The 17,129-nt window shown below is 67.3% G+C and carries 21 protein-coding genes; 18 read left to right on the top strand and 3 right to left on the bottom strand.

Annotated features, from left to right (window positions below; genetic code table 11):
- The first annotated feature begins 32 nt into the window (after nt 1-32).
- The 4 genes from MG068_RS04840 (at nt 33) to MG068_RS04825 (ending at nt 2,941) form a co-directional block, all read left to right on the top strand.
- Nucleotides 33-695 (top strand): DUF2238 domain-containing protein, encoded by a 663-nt coding sequence (locus tag MG068_RS04840; RefSeq protein WP_049398166.1) that lies wholly within the window; start codon nt 33-35, stop codon nt 693-695.
- Complete coding sequence (gene purN, locus MG068_RS04835; protein ID WP_132809429.1) at nt 692-1,351, top strand: phosphoribosylglycinamide formyltransferase; 660 nt, start codon at nt 692-694, stop codon at nt 1,349-1,351. The genes MG068_RS04840 and purN overlap by 4 nt, the downstream gene beginning before the upstream one ends.
- A 67-nt stretch (nt 1,352-1,418) precedes the next feature.
- Nucleotides 1,419-2,255: a DUF3108 domain-containing protein gene (locus tag MG068_RS04830; RefSeq protein ID WP_132809427.1), complete on the top strand. Its 837-nt coding sequence runs from the start codon at nt 1,419-1,421 to the stop codon at nt 2,253-2,255.
- A gap of 2 nt (nt 2,256-2,257) precedes the next feature.
- The gene (locus tag MG068_RS04825; protein WP_132809425.1) at nt 2,258-2,941 is read left to right on the top strand and encodes a DUF3108 domain-containing protein; all 684 of its coding nucleotides are present in this window, start codon (nt 2,258-2,260) and stop codon (nt 2,939-2,941) included.
- A 122-nt stretch (nt 2,942-3,063) separates the two neighbouring features.
- Here MG068_RS04825 and MG068_RS04820 read toward each other — a convergent pair whose 3' ends face one another.
- From MG068_RS04820 to MG068_RS04810, 3 genes are read right to left on the bottom strand one after another with little or no spacing between them, the layout of a single operon-like run.
- Nucleotides 3,064-3,393: an EF-hand domain-containing protein gene (locus tag MG068_RS04820; RefSeq protein WP_132809423.1), complete on the bottom strand. Its 330-nt coding sequence runs from the start codon at nt 3,391-3,393 to the stop codon at nt 3,064-3,066.
- Nucleotides 3,390-4,661: a UDP-N-acetylglucosamine 1-carboxyvinyltransferase gene (murA, locus tag MG068_RS04815; protein ID WP_019659444.1), complete on the bottom strand. Its 1,272-nt coding sequence runs from the start codon at nt 4,659-4,661 to the stop codon at nt 3,390-3,392. The genes MG068_RS04820 and murA overlap by 4 nt, the downstream gene beginning before the upstream one ends.
- Nucleotides 4,662-4,682: 21 nt before the next feature.
- Nucleotides 4,683-4,913, bottom strand: a complete 231-nt coding sequence (locus MG068_RS04810) for a BolA family protein (RefSeq protein WP_005408396.1) — start codon at nt 4,911-4,913, stop codon at nt 4,683-4,685.
- A gap of 54 nt (nt 4,914-4,967) precedes the next feature.
- Between MG068_RS04810 and MG068_RS04805 the strand changes: the two genes are divergently transcribed.
- The 14 genes from MG068_RS04805 (at nt 4,968) to mgtE (ending at nt 17,097) form a co-directional block, all read left to right on the top strand.
- Complete coding sequence (locus MG068_RS04805; protein ID WP_049462884.1) at nt 4,968-5,969, top strand: KpsF/GutQ family sugar-phosphate isomerase; 1,002 nt, start codon at nt 4,968-4,970, stop codon at nt 5,967-5,969.
- A gap of 66 nt (nt 5,970-6,035) precedes the next feature.
- Complete coding sequence (locus MG068_RS04800) at nt 6,036-6,584, top strand: KdsC family phosphatase (RefSeq protein WP_049398160.1); 549 nt, start codon at nt 6,036-6,038, stop codon at nt 6,582-6,584.
- On the top strand, nt 6,581-7,156 hold the full coding sequence (gene lptC / locus MG068_RS04795) for an LPS export ABC transporter periplasmic protein LptC (RefSeq protein ID WP_049462883.1): 576 nt from the start codon (nt 6,581-6,583) through the stop codon (nt 7,154-7,156). Before MG068_RS04800 ends, lptC begins: the two co-directional genes overlap by 4 nt.
- A 104-nt stretch (nt 7,157-7,260) precedes the next feature.
- Nucleotides 7,261-7,812, top strand: a complete 552-nt coding sequence (gene lptA, locus MG068_RS04790; RefSeq protein ID WP_121504002.1) for a lipopolysaccharide transport periplasmic protein LptA — start codon at nt 7,261-7,263, stop codon at nt 7,810-7,812.
- Nucleotides 7,812-8,531, top strand: coding sequence for an LPS export ABC transporter ATP-binding protein (gene lptB / locus MG068_RS04785; RefSeq protein WP_049400688.1), 720 nt, complete (start codon nt 7,812-7,814; stop codon nt 8,529-8,531). The genes lptA and lptB overlap by 1 nt, the downstream gene beginning before the upstream one ends.
- 39 nt (nt 8,532-8,570) lie before the next feature.
- Complete coding sequence (locus MG068_RS04780; protein WP_132809421.1) at nt 8,571-10,013, top strand: RNA polymerase factor sigma-54; 1,443 nt, start codon at nt 8,571-8,573, stop codon at nt 10,011-10,013.
- Nucleotides 10,014-10,071: 58 nt separating this feature from the next.
- Entirely contained in the window at nt 10,072-10,389 is a 318-nt protein-coding gene (gene hpf / locus MG068_RS04775; protein ID WP_004147311.1) for a ribosome hibernation-promoting factor, HPF/YfiA family, read from the top strand.
- 21 nt (nt 10,390-10,410) lie between these two features.
- Nucleotides 10,411-10,863 carry a PTS sugar transporter subunit IIA gene (locus MG068_RS04770; protein ID WP_132809419.1) on the top strand — a complete coding sequence of 151 codons (453 nt, stop codon included), beginning with the start codon at nt 10,411-10,413 and terminating at the stop codon, nt 10,861-10,863.
- Complete coding sequence (hprK, locus tag MG068_RS04765; protein WP_005408388.1) at nt 10,860-11,810, top strand: HPr(Ser) kinase/phosphatase; 951 nt, start codon at nt 10,860-10,862, stop codon at nt 11,808-11,810. Before MG068_RS04770 ends, hprK begins: the two co-directional genes overlap by 4 nt.
- Before the next feature lie 27 nt (nt 11,811-11,837).
- The gene (gene rapZ, locus MG068_RS04760; protein WP_032130190.1) at nt 11,838-12,722 is read left to right on the top strand and encodes an RNase adapter RapZ; all 885 of its coding nucleotides are present in this window, start codon (nt 11,838-11,840) and stop codon (nt 12,720-12,722) included.
- 392 nt (nt 12,723-13,114) lie between these two features.
- The gene (locus MG068_RS04750; protein WP_049462131.1) at nt 13,115-13,507 is read left to right on the top strand and encodes a PTS sugar transporter subunit IIA; all 393 of its coding nucleotides are present in this window, start codon (nt 13,115-13,117) and stop codon (nt 13,505-13,507) included.
- On the top strand, nt 13,500-13,769 hold the full coding sequence (locus tag MG068_RS04745; protein WP_005408385.1) for an HPr family phosphocarrier protein: 270 nt from the start codon (nt 13,500-13,502) through the stop codon (nt 13,767-13,769). Before MG068_RS04750 ends, MG068_RS04745 begins: the two co-directional genes overlap by 8 nt.
- Nucleotides 13,770-13,771: 2 nt before the next feature.
- Nucleotides 13,772-15,541 (top strand): phosphoenolpyruvate--protein phosphotransferase, encoded by a 1,770-nt coding sequence (gene ptsP / locus MG068_RS04740; protein WP_132809415.1) that lies wholly within the window; start codon nt 13,772-13,774, stop codon nt 15,539-15,541.
- A 194-nt stretch (nt 15,542-15,735) separates the two neighbouring features.
- Nucleotides 15,736-17,097, top strand: a complete 1,362-nt coding sequence (mgtE, locus tag MG068_RS04735) for a magnesium transporter (protein ID WP_010483662.1) — start codon at nt 15,736-15,738, stop codon at nt 17,095-17,097.
- Nucleotides 17,098-17,129: the final 32 nt, after the last annotated feature.

Raw genomic sequence — 17,129 nt, 5'->3', positions numbered from 1 at the left:
CAGACGCCCCGTCCTTTCCTGATCGATTTCCCATGTCCGCGCCTGCCCTCCCCACGTCCGCTTCGCCCACCACCCACCGTTTCTCGGGCCCCAAGAAGCTGGCCTTTGCCGCCGTGCTGGCGGTGTTCGCAATCAGCTGGGTCCACCCGCTGTGGCCTACCGAACAGGCCCTGCACAGCACCCTGACCGTGATCGGGCTGGCCGCGCTGCTGTGGGTCGACCGTCGCGGCGGCTGGCTGGGCAACGGTGCCTTCATCGCGATCTGCGGCTTCATCGCCCTGCACTGCGTGGCCGCGCGCTGGCTGTATTCCAACGTGCCCTACGACGCCTGGGCGCAGACGCTGAGCGGCTGGTCGCCGAATGCGGCCTTCGGCTGGCAGCGCAACCATTTCGATCGCCTCATCCACTTCCTGTTCGGCGTCTGCTTCACTCCTGCGCTGCTGCAGCTTGCCCGTCATGCGTGGCCGGCGCTGCGCCTGGGCCAGGCCTTCACCCTGGCGGTGATGACGGTGATGTGTGCCAGCCTGGTCTACGAATGGTTCGAGTGGGCCATCGCGCTGGCGCTGTCACCGGATGCTGCCGAGGCCTACAACGGGCAGCAGGGCGACATGTGGGACGCGCACGCCGACATGCTGATGGCCACCCTCGGCAGCCTGCTGATCTGGCCGCTGATCCGCCGGAGCGCCCAGCAGTGACCGCGACCACCCGCATTGGCGTGCTCGCCTCCGGCCGCGGCAGCAACCTGCAGGCCATCCTCGATGCCATTGCCGACGGCCGACTGCCCGCCGAGGTGGTCGGCGTGTTTTCCGACCGCCCCGCCGCAGAGGCCCTGCAGCGCGTCGCACCGAACCTGCGCTGGGCGCATGCACCGAAGTCCTTCAGCGACCGCGCCAGCTACGAGCAGGCGCTCGGCGATGCGCTGGCCGCAGTACAACCGGACTGGATCGTCTGCGCCGGCTACATGCGCATCCTCGGCGCGGCCTTCGTACAGCGCTTCAATGGCCGGCTGGTCAACATCCATCCATCGCTGCTGCCGCTGCACAAGGGCCTGGACACCCACGCACGGGCGCTGCAGGCGGGCGACGCCGAGCACGGTGCCAGCGTCCATCTGGTCGTGCCCGAGCTGGATGCGGGCGCCGTGCTGGCGCAGGTGCGGGTGCCGGTGCTGCCCGGCGATGACGCCGACAGCCTCGCCGCGCGCGTGCTGGCGGTGGAGCATCCGCTGCTGATCGCCACCCTGCAGCTGTTGTGCGCCGGCCGCCTGGCTGAACGGGATGGCCAGCCGCAACTGGACGGTCACCCCCTGTTTAGCCCGTTGGCCCTAGATTCCGCCGGGAACCTGAACCGGTAGTCCCCATGCACACGCCCCGCTGACTGCGGGGCTGGCATCCTGCCCCCTCCTGCGGTCCCTGTCCTCCATGAAGACCACGACCCTGCTGTCCACTCCATTGCTGTTGTCGCTTGCCGTGTTCCCCGGCGTGGGCTGGGGCCAGGCACAGGCGCCCGCCGCCCCGCCGGCACCGGTGCCGGCACCGGTGCCCGCAGCGCAGCCGCCAGCCGATGCGCCGGCCGTACCGATGCCACCGGCACTGGCCTGGGAGCCACCGCCGCTGCAACCGTTCAGCGCCACCTACCAGGCCTTCTACAAGGGCAAGGAAGCGGGCGATGCCAGCATGCAGGTCACCCACACCGGCGGCAGCCAGTGGCGGGTGGACATGCAGGTGGTCGGCCGCCGCGGCTTTGCCAGCGTGCTGGGCCTGAACATCGAACAGAGCACAGTGTTCGAGGAGCGCAGCGGCGTGTATGCGCCGCTCAGCCAGAGCACGGTGCGCAAGGGCCTGTTCCTGGGCAAGAAGGCGGTCGGCACCTACAACTGGCAGGCCGGCACCGCGCAATGGACCGGTGACGTCAAGAAGGAACGCGCGCAACCGATCCCGCTGCAGGCAGGCGACCAGAGCGCGCTACTGATCAACCTGGCGATCATGCGCGATGCGCGTCCAGGCGCCTCCATGCATTACCGCTACGTGGACATGGGCAAGGTCCGCGAACACGACTACCAGGCCGCGCCGCAGACCGAGAACGTCGAGGTCGGCGACCTGTCCTACAACGCACTGCGGGTCTACCGGACCAACGGTGGCAGAAACGAAACCATTCTCTGGATCGCCAACGGTGTCCCCACCCCGGTGCGCATCCTGCAACGCGAAGACGGCGAAGACCGCGTCGATCTGCGCCTGATCGAATACCAAGGAGTCTGAGCATGAATACCCTGACCCGCCCCCTCACCTGGATCGCAGCCGCTGCCCTGACCGTGGCCAGCCTGCCGGCCATGGCGCTGGAACCGTTCAAGGCCGATTACCTGGCCAGCTACATGGGCATGCAGGCCAACGGCACCATGACCCTGGTCAGCGAAGGCAGCAACAAGTGGCGCTACAGCCTGCAGGTGAAGAACCAGCTGGCCGACCTCAGCCAGAGCACGGTGTTCGAGGAAGTGCGTGGCCAGCTGCGCCCGCTCAGCAGCCAGGACCGTTCGGCGCTGCTGGTGAAGAAGCGCAACGTGCAGGCCAACTACAACTGGACCAGCAACCAGGCCACCTGGACCGGTGACATCAAGCCGGATCGCGCTGGCCCGATTGCGCTGAAAACCGGTGACATGGACGCGCTGCTGATCAACCTGGCGATCGCCCGTGACCTGGCGGCGGGCAAGCCGCTGACCTATCGCATGGTCGACGAAGGCCGCATCAAGAACATGACGTACCGTGTGATCGGCAAGGAATCGATCACCGTGGGCGGCAAGAGCTACGAGGCCACCAAGGTCTCGCGCGCCGACGGCAACAAGGAGCTGATCGCCTGGATCGTGCCGGAATTCCCGGTGCCGGCGCGCATGCTGCAGCGTGAGAGCGGCCGCGATGCGCTGGACCTGACCATCAAGGCGATGAACTGACGCGCGAACCGGTAGTGCCGGCCACTGCCCGGCATTCTCGCGATGCTCCACGAGGTTGATGGGGTTGCCGGCCAGCGGCCGGCACTACCGAAAAGAAAACGCCCGCTTTCGCGGGCGTTTTCTTATTTCTTCGCTTCAGCCGGTTTCTGTTCCTCGGCCGGCTTGAACTCGGTCCGGCAGTCCACGCGGATCTGCTCACCGGTGCTGTGCCAGACGAAGGTGCGGCAATGACGGTTGCCGTCCTGGCTGTCGTTCACTGCGACCGCATAGAACGACTCGATGATTTCATCACGCGAGACCGTGCCATCGCCGTTCCAGTCCATGTCCTTCTGCTCGATGCCCTGGGTGATGGCGATGTTGGCGTACCAGGCATAGCCCAGCCACGCCAGCACGATCAGCACCAGGGCCAGCAGCGCCTTGCGACGCGGGCTGAACTTGCCGCGCAGGATCATGGCACGCGCCGGATGGTGGCGCCGAGCGAAGACAGCTTCTCTTCGATGTTCTCGTAGCCACGATCAAGGTGGTAGATGCGGTCGATGGTGGTCTCGCCGCTGGCCATCAGGCCGGCCAGGATCAGCGAGGCCGAGGCACGCAGGTCGGTGGCCATTACCGGCGCACCGCTCAGGTGTTCGCTGCCACGCACGATGGCGGTGTGGCCTTCGACCTGGATGTCCGCGCCCAGGCGCAGCAGCTCGTTGACGTGCATGAAACGGTTCTCGAAGATCGTTTCGTTGATCACGCCGACGCCGTCGGCCACGCAGTTGAGCGCCATGAACTGCGCCTGCATGTCGGTCGGGAACGCCGGGTACGGCGCGGTCGTCAGGTTGACCGCCTTCGGCCGCTTGCCCTGCATGTCCAGGGTGATGGTGTCGTCGGTGGTCTCGATCTTCGCACCGGCCTCGACCAGCTTGGACAGCACCGCATCCATGGTGTTCGGCCGCGCACGGTTGACCGTGACCTTGCCGCCGGTCATCGCCGCGGCCACCAGGAAGGTGCCGGTCTCGATACGGTCGGGCAGCACTTCATGGCGGCCACCGGACAGGCGCTCGACGCCTTCGATGACCAGGCGGGCAGTGCCCAGACCTTCGATCTTCGCGCCCAGCGCGATCAGGCAATGCGCCAGATCGGTCACTTCCGGTTCCATCGCACAGTTGTCGAGGATGGTGGTGCCTTCAGCCAGCACCGCACCCATCAGCACGTTCTCGGTGCCGGTGACGCTGACCATGTCGAAGGTGAAATGGCCGCCCTTCAGGCGCTTGGCGCTGGCCTTGATGAAGCCGTTCTCGACCACGATCTCGGCACCCAGCGCCTGCAGGCCCTTGATGTGCTGGTCGACCGGACGCGAACCGATCGCGCAGCCGCCGGGCAGCGACACTTCCGCAGCGCCGAAGCGGGCCAGCAGCGGGCCCAGCACCAGGATCGAGGCGCGCATGGTCTTGACCAGCTCGTACGGCGCCACGTGCTGGTTCACCGAGCGCGGGTCGACCACGATCGCGCTGCCGCGCGACAGCGTGCCCTGGTCGATGGTGACCTTGGCGCCCAGCTCGCCCAGCAGCTTCACCGTGGTGACCACGTCGTGCAGGTGCGGCACGTTGGTGATCTCCACCGGCGCATCGGCCAGCAGGGTCGCGCAGAGAATGGGGAGGACGGCGTTCTTGGCGCCGGAGATGCTCACTTCACCGTGCAGCGCAGCGCCGCCGGTCACAACGATCTTGGCCATGTATTCGGGATCTTCTGCGGTTCAGCCGGCTTCGGCCGGGGTCACGGTTTTCAGCGCCAGCGCGTGGATCGCGCCGCCCATCAGGTCGCCCAGCGTGGCATACACCATGCGGTGGCGGGCCAGCGGCATCTTGCCGGCGAAGGCCTCGCAGACCACGGTCGCTTCGAAATGCACGCCATCGTCGCCCTGCACGTCGGCGCGGGCGCCGGGCAGGCCGGTTTCGATCAGATTGCGGATGGTGTCGGCGTCCAACGGGCTTTCCTAATAAAATGTGCCTCCATTCTACTTCCGCTGCGTGGCGTCCGCATGGCCGAATCCCTGTTGCCCCCCCGTTCCGTCGACCCTGCCGGCCTGGTCGCCAGCGGCCGCCGCGTCTTCGAGATCGAGCGGCAGGCGCTGGACGCCGTGGCCGACCGCCTTGGCGAGGCGTTCCAGCAGGCCTGCCAGGCGATCCTGGGCAGCCGCGGCCGGGTGGTCGCCACCGGCATGGGCAAGTCCGGGCACATCGCCCGCAAGATCGCCGCCACCCTGGCGTCCACCGGTACGCCGGCGTTCTACGTGCACCCCGGTGAAGCCGGCCACGGCGACCTGGGCATGATCACCGAGGACGACGTGGTGCTGGCCCTGTCCTATTCGGGCGAGTCAGACGAGGTGCTGATGCTGCTGCCGGTGCTCAAGCGCCAGGGCAACGTGCTGATTTCCATGACCGGGCGCCCACAGTCCAGCCTGGCCACCGCCGCCGACATCCACCTGGACGTGAGCGTGCCGGCCGAGGCCTGTCCGCTGGCGCTGGCGCCGACCTCCAGCACCACCGCCTCGCTGGCGATGGGCGATGCGCTGGCGGTGGCCCTGCTCGATGCGCGCGGCTTCACCGCCGATGACTTCGCCCGCTCGCACCCGGCCGGCAGCCTCGGCCGCCGCCTGCTGCTGCACATCACCGACGTGATGCACACCGGCGACGACCTGCCCAGCGTGGGCGCCGACGCCAGTCTCAGTGAAGCGCTGATGGAGATGAGCCGCAAACGGCTGGGCATGACCGCCGTGGTCGATGCCGGCGGCGTGCTGATCGGCCTGTTCACCGACGGCGACCTGCGCCGCGCGCTGGACAGCGCGCTGGACGTGCGCACGGCGAAGATCGCCGATGTGATGACGCGCAACCCACGCACCATCGGCGCCGACCAGCTGGCGGTGGAGGCAGCCCGGCTGATGGAGACCCACAAGATCACCGGCCTGATCGTGGTCGATGACCAGGGCCGTGCAGTCGGCGCCCTGAACATTCATGACCTGTTGCGGGCCCGGGTGGTTTAACCGACAGTCCGTAGACCCCATTCAGTCTGTACTGCCCCACCCGAACCCACCGAGCCTGCCGCCCTGATGCCCTGGTCCCCCCTGCCCGCCTTCCCTGCCCACCTGCATGCCGCCGCGGCCCGTATCCGCCTGGCCTGCTTCGACGTGGACGGCACCCTCACCGACGGTCGGCTGTACTACGACAAGGACGGCAACGAGAGCAAGGCGTACTTCGTGCAGGATGGCCTGGGCCTGAAACTGCTGCAGCAGCACGGCATCCACCCCGTGCTGATCACCGCGCGCAACAGCCAGTCCGCGCTCAAGCGCGGCGCCGACCTCGGCATCGACACCCAGATCGCCGTGGGCGACAAGCTGGCCAGCGTGCAGGCGCTGTGCGCGCAGCATGGCATCGGCCTGGAACAGGTGGCCTTCATGGGCGATGACCTGCCCGACCTGGCACCACTGGGTGCGGTCGGCCTGGCGGTGGCGCCGGCCAACGCCCATCCGTGGATCGCCGAGCGCGTGCACTGGCAGACCCGTGCCGATGGCGGGCGTGGCGCCGCGCGCGAGCTGTGCGACATCCTGCTGGCCGCGCAGGGGCATGTGGATGCGGTGCTGGCGAGGTTCGGCGCATGAACCTGCCGACCGTGAACTGGCGCACCCTGCTCGGCATCGGCCTGCTGCTGGCCGCCCTGCTGAGCAGCTGGGCGGCGCTGCGCAACCGCGACAAGGGGCCAGCCAGTGGCGGCCAGGAAGTGGGCGTGGATTACATCCTGCACGACTTCCAGATCGTCGCCCTGGATGAGCACGGCAAGGAATCGACCACGCTGCGTGCGCCGCTGCTGGAACGCCAGCGCGGTGACCAGACCATCAACATCGCCACGCCGTTGTTCGAGATGCCGGACAAGGATGGCAGGCACTGGACCCTGCGTGCCGAAACCGGCTGGCTCAGCGCCAAGGGCGACGAGATGAAGCTGCGCGGCAATGTCGCCGGCGACAGCCCGGTCGGCCCGGGCACGGTGCCGACCACCTTCCGCACCGACCATCTGGACGTGTTCCCGAAGGAAAACCGCGCCCGCACCGACGCCCTGGTGACCATGACCCGCCCGGGCATGGAACAGTCCGGCGTCGGCTTCGAAGTGGATTCGAAGAACAACACGTATCATTTCCTCAGCCAGTCCAAGGGCCGCTACACGCCCAAACGCTGATTCCGCCGCCAGCCTGCGACGTCTCCGGACAGGCGCAAGGCCGGCAGCCCCACCCGCCCGCCCCCGGTCCACCCGGGAGGCCCCCACCGGTAGAACGGACCCCGATGAAGATTCCCTTTGCCGCCGTACTCGCGCTTGGTCTTCTTGTCCCCAGCGCCGCCTTCGCCAAGTCCACCGACCGCAACGAAGACATGCACATCGATTCCGGCGCCCAGTCGGGCACGCTCACCGGCGACGGCAAGACCGTGCTGTCGCAGGGCGTGATCATCACCCAGGGCACGCTGGACCTGCGCTCGTCCGAGGCCGAGATCTACCTCAAGGACGGCGAAGCGGTGCGTGTGGTGTTCACCGGCAAGCAGGCCAAGATGAAGCAGCAGCTCGATGATGGCACCTGGATGGACGCGCTGGCCGATCGCATCGACTACGACATCAAGACCGAGATCATCACCCTGACAGGCAACTACAAGGTCACCAGCGCGCGCGGCACCAATGCCGGCCAGCGCATGGTCTACAACACCCGCACCGGCGAAATGAACTCCGGTGGCGACGGCAGCCGCGTGCGCACCGTCATCCCGCCGAAGAACAAGACCCCGGCCGCACCTGCGGCACAGCCCAAGGCCACCACGCCGGCACAGCCGGCCGGGAGCAGGAAGTAATGCTCGTCGCCAAGGGCCTGCGCAAGAAGTACAAGCAACGCGAAGTCGTCAAGGACTTCGGGCTGACCCTCGACGCCGGTGAAGTGGTCGGCCTGCTGGGCCCCAACGGCGCCGGCAAGACCACTTGCTTCTACATGATCGTCGGTCTGGTTGCCGCCGATGCTGGCAGCATCGTGCTCGACGGCAAGGACATCACCGGCGACCCGATGTATACCCGGGCCAAGCAGGGCGTGGGTTACCTGCCGCAGGAGCCGTCGGTGTTCCGCAAGCTGACCGTGGCCGACAACATCCGCCTGGTGCTGGAGCTGCGCGAGGGCCTGGATTCGGCTGGCCGCGAGCGTGAATTGAACAGCCTGCTCGACGAACTACAGCTGGGCCATGTCGCCGACCAGCTCGGCGCCAGCCTGTCCGGTGGCGAACGTCGCCGCTGCGAGATCGCCCGTGCCTTGGCCGCGCAGCCGCGCCTGATCCTGCTCGACGAACCGTTCGCCGGCGTCGACCCGATTTCCGTCGGCGAGATCCAGCGCATCGTCACCCATCTCAAGCAGCGTGGCATCGGCGTGCTGATCACCGACCACAACGTGCGCGAGACCTTGGGTATCTGCGACCGCGCGTATATTCTCGCTGAGGGCAGCGTGCTGGCCCAGGGCTCGCCGGAAGCGATCCTGGACAACGCCGATGTACGTCGCGTCTACCTCGGGGATTCCTTCAAGCTGTGAAGCAGTCGCCGGGTTCCTCTCCTTCCTTTCGGCACAGGCATGAAGACTCGGCTGCAGACATCGTTGGGACAGCAACTGGTGCTCACGCCCCAGTTGCAGCAGGCGATCAAGCTGCTGCAGATGTCCACCACCGAGCTGGAGCTGGAGATCGCCCAGGCGGTGGAAAGCAATCCGCTGCTGGACTGGGCCGACAGCAGTGACAGCAGCAGCGCCAGCAACGAAGGCAGCGATGGCAACGATGGCAACGATGGCAACGACGGTGATGCGCCCGCAGAACGTACCGATGCCGGTGACGACTGGGCACCGGCCGAACTGGACTGGAGCGCGGCCGGCAGCGGCGGCAGCTTCGACGATGACGACGACACCGGCAGCGCCGCCGAGCGCGTAGCCGAAACCGAAACACTGGCCGACCATCTGCTGTGGCAGCTGCATCTGTCGCATCTGTCCTCGCGTGATCGCAGTATCGGTGCCGCACTGATCGATGCACTGGACGACGACGGTTACCTGCGCGAGCCGCTGGCCACCATCGCCGAAACCCTGTTGCCGGCGATCCACGCCGACGAGGACGAGATCCTCGCCGTGCTGCATCGCATCCAGCGTTTCGATCCGGTCGGTGTGGCTGCACGCACGCTGGGCGAATGCCTGCTGCTGCAGCTGGATGTGCTGGCCGGTGACACGCCCGGCCTGGTGCTGGCGCGACAGATTGCCGCAGGCCCGCTGGAACGGCTGCCGCGCAGCGGCGTCGCCGGGCTGGCCCATGAACTGAAACAGCCCCTGGACGAGGTCGAGACCGCAGTCACCCTGCTGCGCTCGCTGGACCCGCGCCCGGGCACGCAGATCGCACCGCTGTCGCAGGACACCTACGTGGTGCCGGATGTGGTGGTGTGGCGGCAGAACGGCGTATGGCGCGCAGCGCTGGCCGCGCATGCCGGGCCGAAGGTGGTGATCCACCGCGGCTACGAACAGCTGATCCGACGTTGTGGCGACGCCGATGCCGGCTACCTGCGTGCCCAGCTGCAGGAAGCGCGCTGGCTGCTGAAAGGGCTGCAGCAGCGTGGCGAAACCCTGCTGCGGGTGGTACGCAGCCTGATCCTGCAGCAGGCCAGCTTCCTCGAATTCGGCGAGCAGGCGCTGCGTCCACTGACCCTGCGCGAGATCGCCACCGAGCTCGGCCTGCACGAATCCACGGTCTCGCGTGCGATCGCCCGCAAGCACGTGCGTACCCCGCGCGGCACCCTGCCGCTGCGCGCCTTCTTCGCCTCGGGCATCGATACCGAGGGCGGTGGCGAGGCGTCCAGCACGGCCATCCAGGCGATGATCCGGCGCCTGATCGACGACGAGAACCCGCGCAAGCCGCTTTCTGACGCCAAGCTGGCTGACCTGCTCAAATCGTCGGGAATTCCAGTAGCGCGACGCACCGTGGCGAAGTATCGTGAAGCCATGAACATTTCCGCCTCGCACGAAAGGGTCAGAATCGCTTGACGCGCCGCCGCGCCCGGCGGAGAGGTTCATTGGCACATCCGAACACAGGAGAAACCCGATGCGCATCGAAACGTTTGGCAAAGATGTCGAAGTCACCCCGGCCCTGCAGTCCTATGTAGAGGAGAAGCTGGCCCGGATCGGCAAACACTTCGACCAGCACTGCGAAGCGCGGGTGACCCTCAAGCTGCAGAAGACCGAACACCACGTCGACGCCAGCCTCAACATTCCCGGCCAGACCCTGCACGCCGAGGCCAATGCCCAGACCATGTATGCCGCGATCGACCTGCTTGCGGACAAGCTTGACCGTCTGGTGATCAAGCACAAGGAGAAAAAACAGCAGCACGCACCGCTGCCGGTGGGCGACAATGGTGGCTGATCGCCACCGTTCCCCGCAGACATGCCCCTGACTGACCTCCTGGCGGCCGTGCAGACCCAGCTCTGCACGGCCACCGACCGCGACAGCGTCCTGCAGGCCGCCGCCGGGTTGCTGGCCTGCCGCCAGGCCAACGCCGAACAGATCTATCTGAACCTGTGCCAGCGCGAAGCGCTGGGCAGCACCGCGATCGGTCACGGCATCGCCATTCCCCACGGCCGCGCGCCAACCCTGGACCGCCCCCGCGGCGCCCTGCTGCGGTTGGTCACCCCGGTCGACTTCGGTGGCGACGAGCCGGTGGACCTGGTGTTCGCCATGGCCGTCCCCGCCCACTACACCCACCAGCACCTGATGCTGCTGTCCGAGCTGGCCGAGCTGTTTTCGGCGCCCGACATCCGCCAGGCCCTGCGCGAAGCGGGCGATGCCCGGGCGCTGCGCGAGGCGCTGGACATGACCCCACCTGCGAGTGCCGCATGAATACCAGCATCACCGCCCGTGAACTGTTCGAACAGCAGCGCGAGCGGCTGGGGCTGCGCTGGGCTGCCGGCAAGTCCGGCGAGAAGCGCGAGCTGGAGGCCGGCAACACGGTCTCGCGGCGTCCATCGCTGGCTGGTTATCTCAATGCGATCTACCCCAACAAGGTGCAGATCCTGGGCACCGAGGAACTGTCTTGGCTGGATGCGCTGGAACCGCGCCAGCGCTGGGAGACCATCGAAAAGATCATGCAGTCGCACCCGCTGGCGCTGGTGCTGACCCGCAACCAGGCCTGCCCGGAAGACCTGCGCGCCGCTGCTGACGAATCCGGCACGCCGCTGTGGCTGTCGCCCAAGCGCGGCCACGAACTGCTCAACCATCTGTCCTACCACCTGGCGCGCACGCTGGCGCCGCGGGTGATCCTGCATGGCGTGTTCATGGAGATCTACTCCATCGGCGTGCTGATCACCGGTGAGGCCGGATCGGGCAAGAGCGAGCTGGCGCTGGAGCTGCTCAGCCGCGGCCACCGCCTGGTTGCCGACGATGCCCCCGAATTCACCCAGATCGCGCCCGACGTGCTCGATGGCACCTGCCCCGAACTGCTGCAGGACCTGCTGGAAGTGCGCGGCTTGGGCGTGCTGAACGTGCGCGAGATGTTCGGCGACACGGCTGTAAAGAAGAACAAGTACCTTCGGCTGATCGTCCACCTGACCAAGCCGATGACCGAACCCACCCCGCATGGCTACGAGCGCCTGACCGGCGACTCGGGCACCCGCCATGTGCTGGACCTGGATGTACCGCTGATCACCCTGCCGGTGATGCCCGGCCGCAACCTGGCCGTGCTGACCGAGGCCGCGACCCGCCTGCACATCCTGCGCACCAAGGGCATCGACCCGGCGGCCATGTTCATCGCCCGCCACAGCAACCTGCTGGAACGGCGAACACCCTGATTCCCCTGTCCTTCGAAGAGCCTGTCCATGAGCACCGTCACCCCCTCCGCCCCGACCCTGATCATCGTCAGCGGCCTGTCCGGCTCGGGTAAATCCGTCGCCCTGAAGACCTTCGAGGACCAGGACTACTACTGCTCGGACAACCTGCCGATCAATCTGCTGCCCGACTTCGTGCGCAGCCTGCTGGCCAACCACGACGGCAGCGCACCACGCCGCCTGGCCGTAGGCATCGACGTGCGCGGCCAGGCCGACCTGAGCCAGCTGGGCGACTGGCGGCAGCTGGCCACCGATGCCGGCGTGGAAGTGAAGGTGCTGTTCTTCGAGGCCAGCGACGAGGCTGTGCTCAAACGCTACGCCGACACCCGCCGCCGCCATCCACTGAGCCAGCTGGGCCTGTCGCTGCCCGAAGCGATCGCGCGTGAGCGTGAATTGACCGCACCGCTGCGCCGCGAGGCCGATGCGGTGATCGATACCAGCAATCTCAATGTGCATCAGCTGCGGCGGCGGATCATCACCGAGTTCACGATGGACCATGCCACCGGCCTGTCGCTGCTGTTCGAATCGTTCGCCTACAAGCGCGGCGTGCCGGCCGAGGCTGACTTCGTGTTCGATGCGCGGGTGCTGCCCAATCCACACTGGGACCCGGATCTGCGTGCGCTGAGTGGCCGCGAACCGGGTGTGCGCGACTACCTGGAAGCGCAGCCGGACGTGCAGCGCTACCTGACCCAGCTGATGGATTTCCTCGATACCTGGCTGCCGAAGCTGGGGGATGGCACCCGCAGCTATGTGACCGTGGCCTTCGGCTGCACCGGCGGCAAGCACCGTTCGGTGTTCCTGGCCGAGCGCCTCGCCCGGCATGCCCGCGAGATGGGCTGGGAAGACGTGGCGACCTACCACCGCGAACAGGATTGAGGGATGCGGCCGGGCTGCGCCCGGCACCCGCAGAGGCCACGTCAACGGCAAGAGCGGGATTACGTGGGATGGCGGGGCGGTGTGGGTCTGCAGGACACGCCGTAAACCCGTCCATGGGGGCTCGATGGCGCCATCCATGGCGCCAACGGTCCTGCAGACCCACACCGCCCCACCTCTGACAGATTCCGTGTGCTGTTGGTAGGTGTCGACCTTGGTCGACACAGTAGATCCACGCCATGCGTGGATGAATCCCGGTCAGGCACCGAAAAACGGATGGGGTGGGATCCTTTTCCAACGGAAATGGGCTCCGATCCGAGCAACACTGAATACGGGACACAGTGCCCCTCATCTGCTGCTATCGCCAATTCACCTTGACCTGTTAACGTGCAGTAATGACCTGTGGCATTCTCCTCGTAACACATCCCGGGGTCGGGACCGCCCTGCTAGACGTGGCGACCCGGCTCCTGCGGCAATTGCCGCTGAAAACCGAAGCTTTCGAAGTACCGTTCGACGCAGACCTGGACGCCCTGCTCCCGCTCGCCTCAGCCGCTCTGCGGCGGGTCGACAATGGTGAAGGCGTGCTGATCCTGACCGACCTGTACGGCGCCAGCCCCGCCAACCTTGCCGGGCAGCTGGCCCGGCTGGGGACCCCGGTTCGCCGGGTGTCGGCGCTGAGCCTGCCGATGTTGCTGCGGGTGATGAATTATCCGGAACAGGGACTGGATCAACTGCCCGCCACAGCCGCGGCGGGTACCCGTAATGGAGCGATAGTCGACGATGCTTGAACGAGAACTCACCGTGAGCAACCGCCTGGGCCTGCACGCCCGGGCCACCGCCAAGCTGGTGCAGACCCTGGCGCCGTTCCGCTGCAACGTGACCATGGCCGCCAAGGGCCGTGAGATCAACGCCAAGAGCATCATGGGCGTGATGCTGCTGGCCGCCGGCCAGGGCACCCCGGTCACGGTGCGCATCAACGGCGAGGACGAAGCCGCCGCGATGGAAGCGGTGGTCGGCTTGTTCGAACGCCGCTTCGACGAGGACAGCTGAGCGTGCCGCGCGCGCGCGCCGGCCAGGTCCCTTCCGGCCAGCGGCCGGTACAGCTGCTGGCCGGGCACGGTGCTGCCCGTGGCACCGCGATGGGCCGCGCCCGTGTACGCCTGCCGCATGCACTGGAGGTTGCCGAGCAACGGGTCGCCGTCCACCAGGTCGAGGCCGAACTGGCCCGCCTGCACCGTGCCGTGGATGCCGCGCGCACGGAAATGCACGAGCTGCGACAGCGCCTGCAGGGTGCACTGAACCAGGAAGTGGGCGAGTTCCTCGACCTGCATGCACTGCTGCTGGACGACCCCGAGCTGCTGTTCGGGCTGGACGAGCTGATCCGCAGCGGCCCGTACAGCGCCGGCTATGCGTTGCGCCTGCAGCGTGACCGCCTGGCCAAGGTCTTCGATGGCATGGACGATGCCTATCTGAAGAGCCGCATGGACGACCTCGACCATGTGATCGGCCGCATCCACGCCTTCCTGCAGCCCGAACGCCCGGAGGTGATGAAAGGCCTGGCCGGTGAAATCCTGGTCTGCGACAACATCGCGCCCTCCGAGCTTGCCCAGTTGCAGGCGCAGGGCGTCGTCGGCATCGTCACCGCCGCCGGCAGCGCGCTGTCGCACAGTGCGATCCTGGCGCGCAGCCTGCACCTGCCCTTGATCGTCAACGTGCCGCAGCTGCTCAGCCGCATCGCCGATGGCGACGTGCTGATCATCGATGGCGCCGACGGCAGCATCACCGCCAACCCGCAGGCCGACAACCTGCGCGACTACCGCGCGCGCCTGAAAGAACATGCGCGCGAGCAGCGCGAGCTCGGCCGCCTGCGCAGCAAACCCAGCCGTACCCGCGACCAGGTCGACATCGCCCTGCTGGCCAATGCCGAATCGCTGGAGGACGTCACCCAGGCGCATGCGCTGGGCGCGCAGGGGCTGGGCCTGTACCGCACCGAATTCCTGTTCCTGCAGCGCAACGAGCTGCCGGACGAAGAAGAACAGTTCCAGACCTACCGCGATGCCGCGTTGGGCATGAGCGGGCGACCGGTCACCATCCGCACGCTCGATCTGGGCGCGGACAAGGCCGACCGCACCGGCCTGACCCTGAGCAACGAAGAAAACCCGGCCCTGGGACTGCGCGGCGTACGCCTGTCGCTGGCACGGCCCAAGGTGGCCGACACCCAGCTGCGCGCGATCCTGCGCGCCTCGGCCTACGGCAAGCTGCGCGTACTGGTGCCGATGGTCAGCACCCGCGAGGAACTGCTGGCGGTGCGCCGACGCATGCTCAAGCTGACCGAGCAGCTGCGCAGCGAAGGCCACATGGTGTCCGACCATGTGCCGCTGGGGGCGATGATCGAGGTGCCCGCTGCGGCGTTGGCGCTGGAGAGCTTCATCGACCTGGTCGACTTCCTGTCGATCGGCACCAACGACCTGGTGCAGTACCTGCTGGCCGCTGACCGCAACAACGAGGCACTGGGCGAGCTGTATTCGCCGCTGCATCCGGCCGTGCTGCGGTTGCTGCAGATGGTGATCGAGACCGGCGCGCGGCATCGCATTCCGGTGGCGGTCTGCGGTGAGATGGCCGGTGATGCACGGATGACTCCGCTGCTGCTGGCGTTGGGCCTGAGCGAATTCAGCCTGCACCCCGGCACACTGCTGGAGGTGCGCCGCGCGATCCGCGAGGCCGACCTGGCCGCGCTGCGCGCGCGCGCGCCGAAGCTGCTGGCCGCACGCGACCGTCGCGCGATCGAGCGCTGGCTGGCGCTGGTGGCGGATACGCCCTGAGCGCCAAGGGTAGTGCCTGCCGCTGGCCGGCAACCTCATGGCCTTCGATGGGGACGCTTGCCGGCCAGCGGCCGGCACTACCACCGCCCGGCGGCTATGCGTTGAAACATCCCCTTGCGATAATGACGCGCTGAACACCCCTGTTGCCGCATCCTTGCCGGGATCGCGGCTTTTCTTATCCCGCGGGAGCTGCGATGGCTGAAGCTGTACGCCACGACAAGACTGCACGCCAACTGCGGATGCTGTCCGACGCACTGGACAGCGGTCGGCTGGGCCCGGTGCGCCGCCTGGTCAACACCCTGGCCCCGGCCGAGATCGGCAACCTGCTCGAATCGCTGCCGCCGGGCAAGCGCGAGGTGGTCTGGGGCCTGGTCGATCCGGAAGATGACGGTGAGGTGCTGGTCCACGTCGGCGACGACGTGCGCGAGAGCCTGCTCGCCGACATGGACCCGGACGAGATCATCGCCGCGGTCGAAGACCTGGACATCGACGATCTGGCCGACCTGGTCGAAGACCTGCCGGACACGGTCATCGACGAAGTCCTCAAGTCGATGGACCGCGAGAACCGCGAGCGCCTGGAGCAGGTGCTGTCCTACCCCGAGGACAGCGCCGGCCGCCTGATGAACCCGGACGTGGTGACCGTGCGCGCCGACGTCAACGTTGACGTGGTGCTGCGCTACCTGCGCCTGCGTGGCGAACTGCCCGACCACACCGATCATCTGTTCGTGGTCAGCCGTCGCCATCAATACCTCGGCCGGGTGTCGCTGGCGGCACTGGTGACCCACGAGGACACCACCCCGATCAACCGCCTGATCGACGACGAGCAACCGGCGATCGATGTCGGCGAAAGCGACCAGGAGGTCGCCCGCCAGTTCTCCGACCATGACTGGATCTCCGCGCCGGTGGTGGACGACAACAACATCCTGGTCGGCCGCATCACCATCGATGACGTGGTCGACATCATCCGTGGACAGGCCGAGCACCAGGCGCTTGGCGCCGCCGGCCTGGACGAGGACGAGGATCTGTTCAGCCCGGTCTGGCGCGCCATGCGCCGCCGCCTGATGTGGCTGTCGGTCAATCTGTGCACGGCATTCCTGGCGTCCAGCGTGGTCGGCCACTTCGAGGGCACCATCGACAAGCTGGTGGCGCTGGCGGTGCTGATGCCGATCGTCGCCGGCCTCGGCGGCAATGCCGGCACCCAGGTGCTGGCGCTGATGGTGCGCGGCCTGGCGCTGGGCCAGGTGGGCGCCTCCAACGCGCGCACGCTGCTGTGGAAGGAAGTGCGGGTCGCCTTGTTGAACGGCGTGATGCTGGGCTCGGTACTGGGCCTGATCGTATTGGCCTGGTTCCATTCACCCGGACTGTCGGCGGTGATCGCCATCGCGCTGACCTGCAACCTGCTGTTCGCCGCGTTGGCCGGCGTGCTGGTGCCACTGACGCTGAAACGCTTCGGCTTCGACCCGGCGCTGGCCAGCGGCATCTTCCTGACCGCCGTGACCGACTCGATGGGCTTCTTCACCTTCCTCGGCCTGGCCACCCTGGTGCTGCTGCACTGACCGTATCAAGGGTCGGATCCGCACCGCGCGGG

The organism is Stenotrophomonas sp. ASS1 (assembly GCF_004346925.1).
In the GTDB taxonomy this organism is placed as follows: Bacteria; Pseudomonadota; Gammaproteobacteria; order Xanthomonadales; family Xanthomonadaceae; genus Stenotrophomonas; species Stenotrophomonas maltophilia_A.
The sequence above is the reverse complement of the archived record's forward strand: the minus strand, read 5'-3'. Positions and strand labels throughout refer to the sequence as shown.

Excerpts from the sequence above, each read along its gene's own strand:
- MG068_RS04840 (WP_049398166.1), top strand. The coding sequence starts at position 33 with ATGTCCGCGCCTGCCCTCCCCACGTCCGCTTCGCCCACCACCCACCGT.
- MG068_RS04830 (WP_132809427.1), top strand. The coding sequence starts at position 1,419 with ATGAAGACCACGACCCTGCTGTCCACTCCATTGCTGTTGTCGCTTGCC.
- MG068_RS04825 (WP_132809425.1), top strand. The coding sequence starts at position 2,258 with ATGAATACCCTGACCCGCCCCCTCACCTGGATCGCAGCCGCTGCCCTG.
- MG068_RS04820 (WP_132809423.1), bottom strand. The coding sequence starts at position 3,393 with ATGATCCTGCGCGGCAAGTTCAGCCCGCGTCGCAAGGCGCTGCTGGCC.
- murA (WP_019659444.1), bottom strand. The coding sequence starts at position 4,661 with ATGGCCAAGATCGTTGTGACCGGCGGCGCTGCGCTGCACGGTGAAGTG.
- MG068_RS04805 (WP_049462884.1), top strand. The coding sequence starts at position 4,968 with ATGGCCGAATCCCTGTTGCCCCCCCGTTCCGTCGACCCTGCCGGCCTG.
- MG068_RS04800 (WP_049398160.1), top strand. The coding sequence starts at position 6,036 with ATGCCCTGGTCCCCCCTGCCCGCCTTCCCTGCCCACCTGCATGCCGCC.
- lptC (WP_049462883.1), top strand. The coding sequence starts at position 6,581 with ATGAACCTGCCGACCGTGAACTGGCGCACCCTGCTCGGCATCGGCCTG.
- lptA (WP_121504002.1), top strand. The coding sequence starts at position 7,261 with ATGAAGATTCCCTTTGCCGCCGTACTCGCGCTTGGTCTTCTTGTCCCC.
- lptB (WP_049400688.1), top strand. The coding sequence starts at position 7,812 with ATGCTCGTCGCCAAGGGCCTGCGCAAGAAGTACAAGCAACGCGAAGTC.
- MG068_RS04780 (WP_132809421.1), top strand. The coding sequence starts at position 8,571 with ATGAAGACTCGGCTGCAGACATCGTTGGGACAGCAACTGGTGCTCACG.
- hpf (WP_004147311.1), top strand. The coding sequence starts at position 10,072 with ATGCGCATCGAAACGTTTGGCAAAGATGTCGAAGTCACCCCGGCCCTG.
- MG068_RS04770 (WP_132809419.1), top strand. The coding sequence starts at position 10,411 with ATGCCCCTGACTGACCTCCTGGCGGCCGTGCAGACCCAGCTCTGCACG.
- hprK (WP_005408388.1), top strand. The coding sequence starts at position 10,860 with ATGAATACCAGCATCACCGCCCGTGAACTGTTCGAACAGCAGCGCGAG.
- rapZ (WP_032130190.1), top strand. The coding sequence starts at position 11,838 with ATGAGCACCGTCACCCCCTCCGCCCCGACCCTGATCATCGTCAGCGGC.
- MG068_RS04750 (WP_049462131.1), top strand. The coding sequence starts at position 13,115 with ATGACCTGTGGCATTCTCCTCGTAACACATCCCGGGGTCGGGACCGCC.
- MG068_RS04745 (WP_005408385.1), top strand. The coding sequence starts at position 13,500 with ATGCTTGAACGAGAACTCACCGTGAGCAACCGCCTGGGCCTGCACGCC.
- mgtE (WP_010483662.1), top strand. The coding sequence starts at position 15,736 with ATGGCTGAAGCTGTACGCCACGACAAGACTGCACGCCAACTGCGGATG.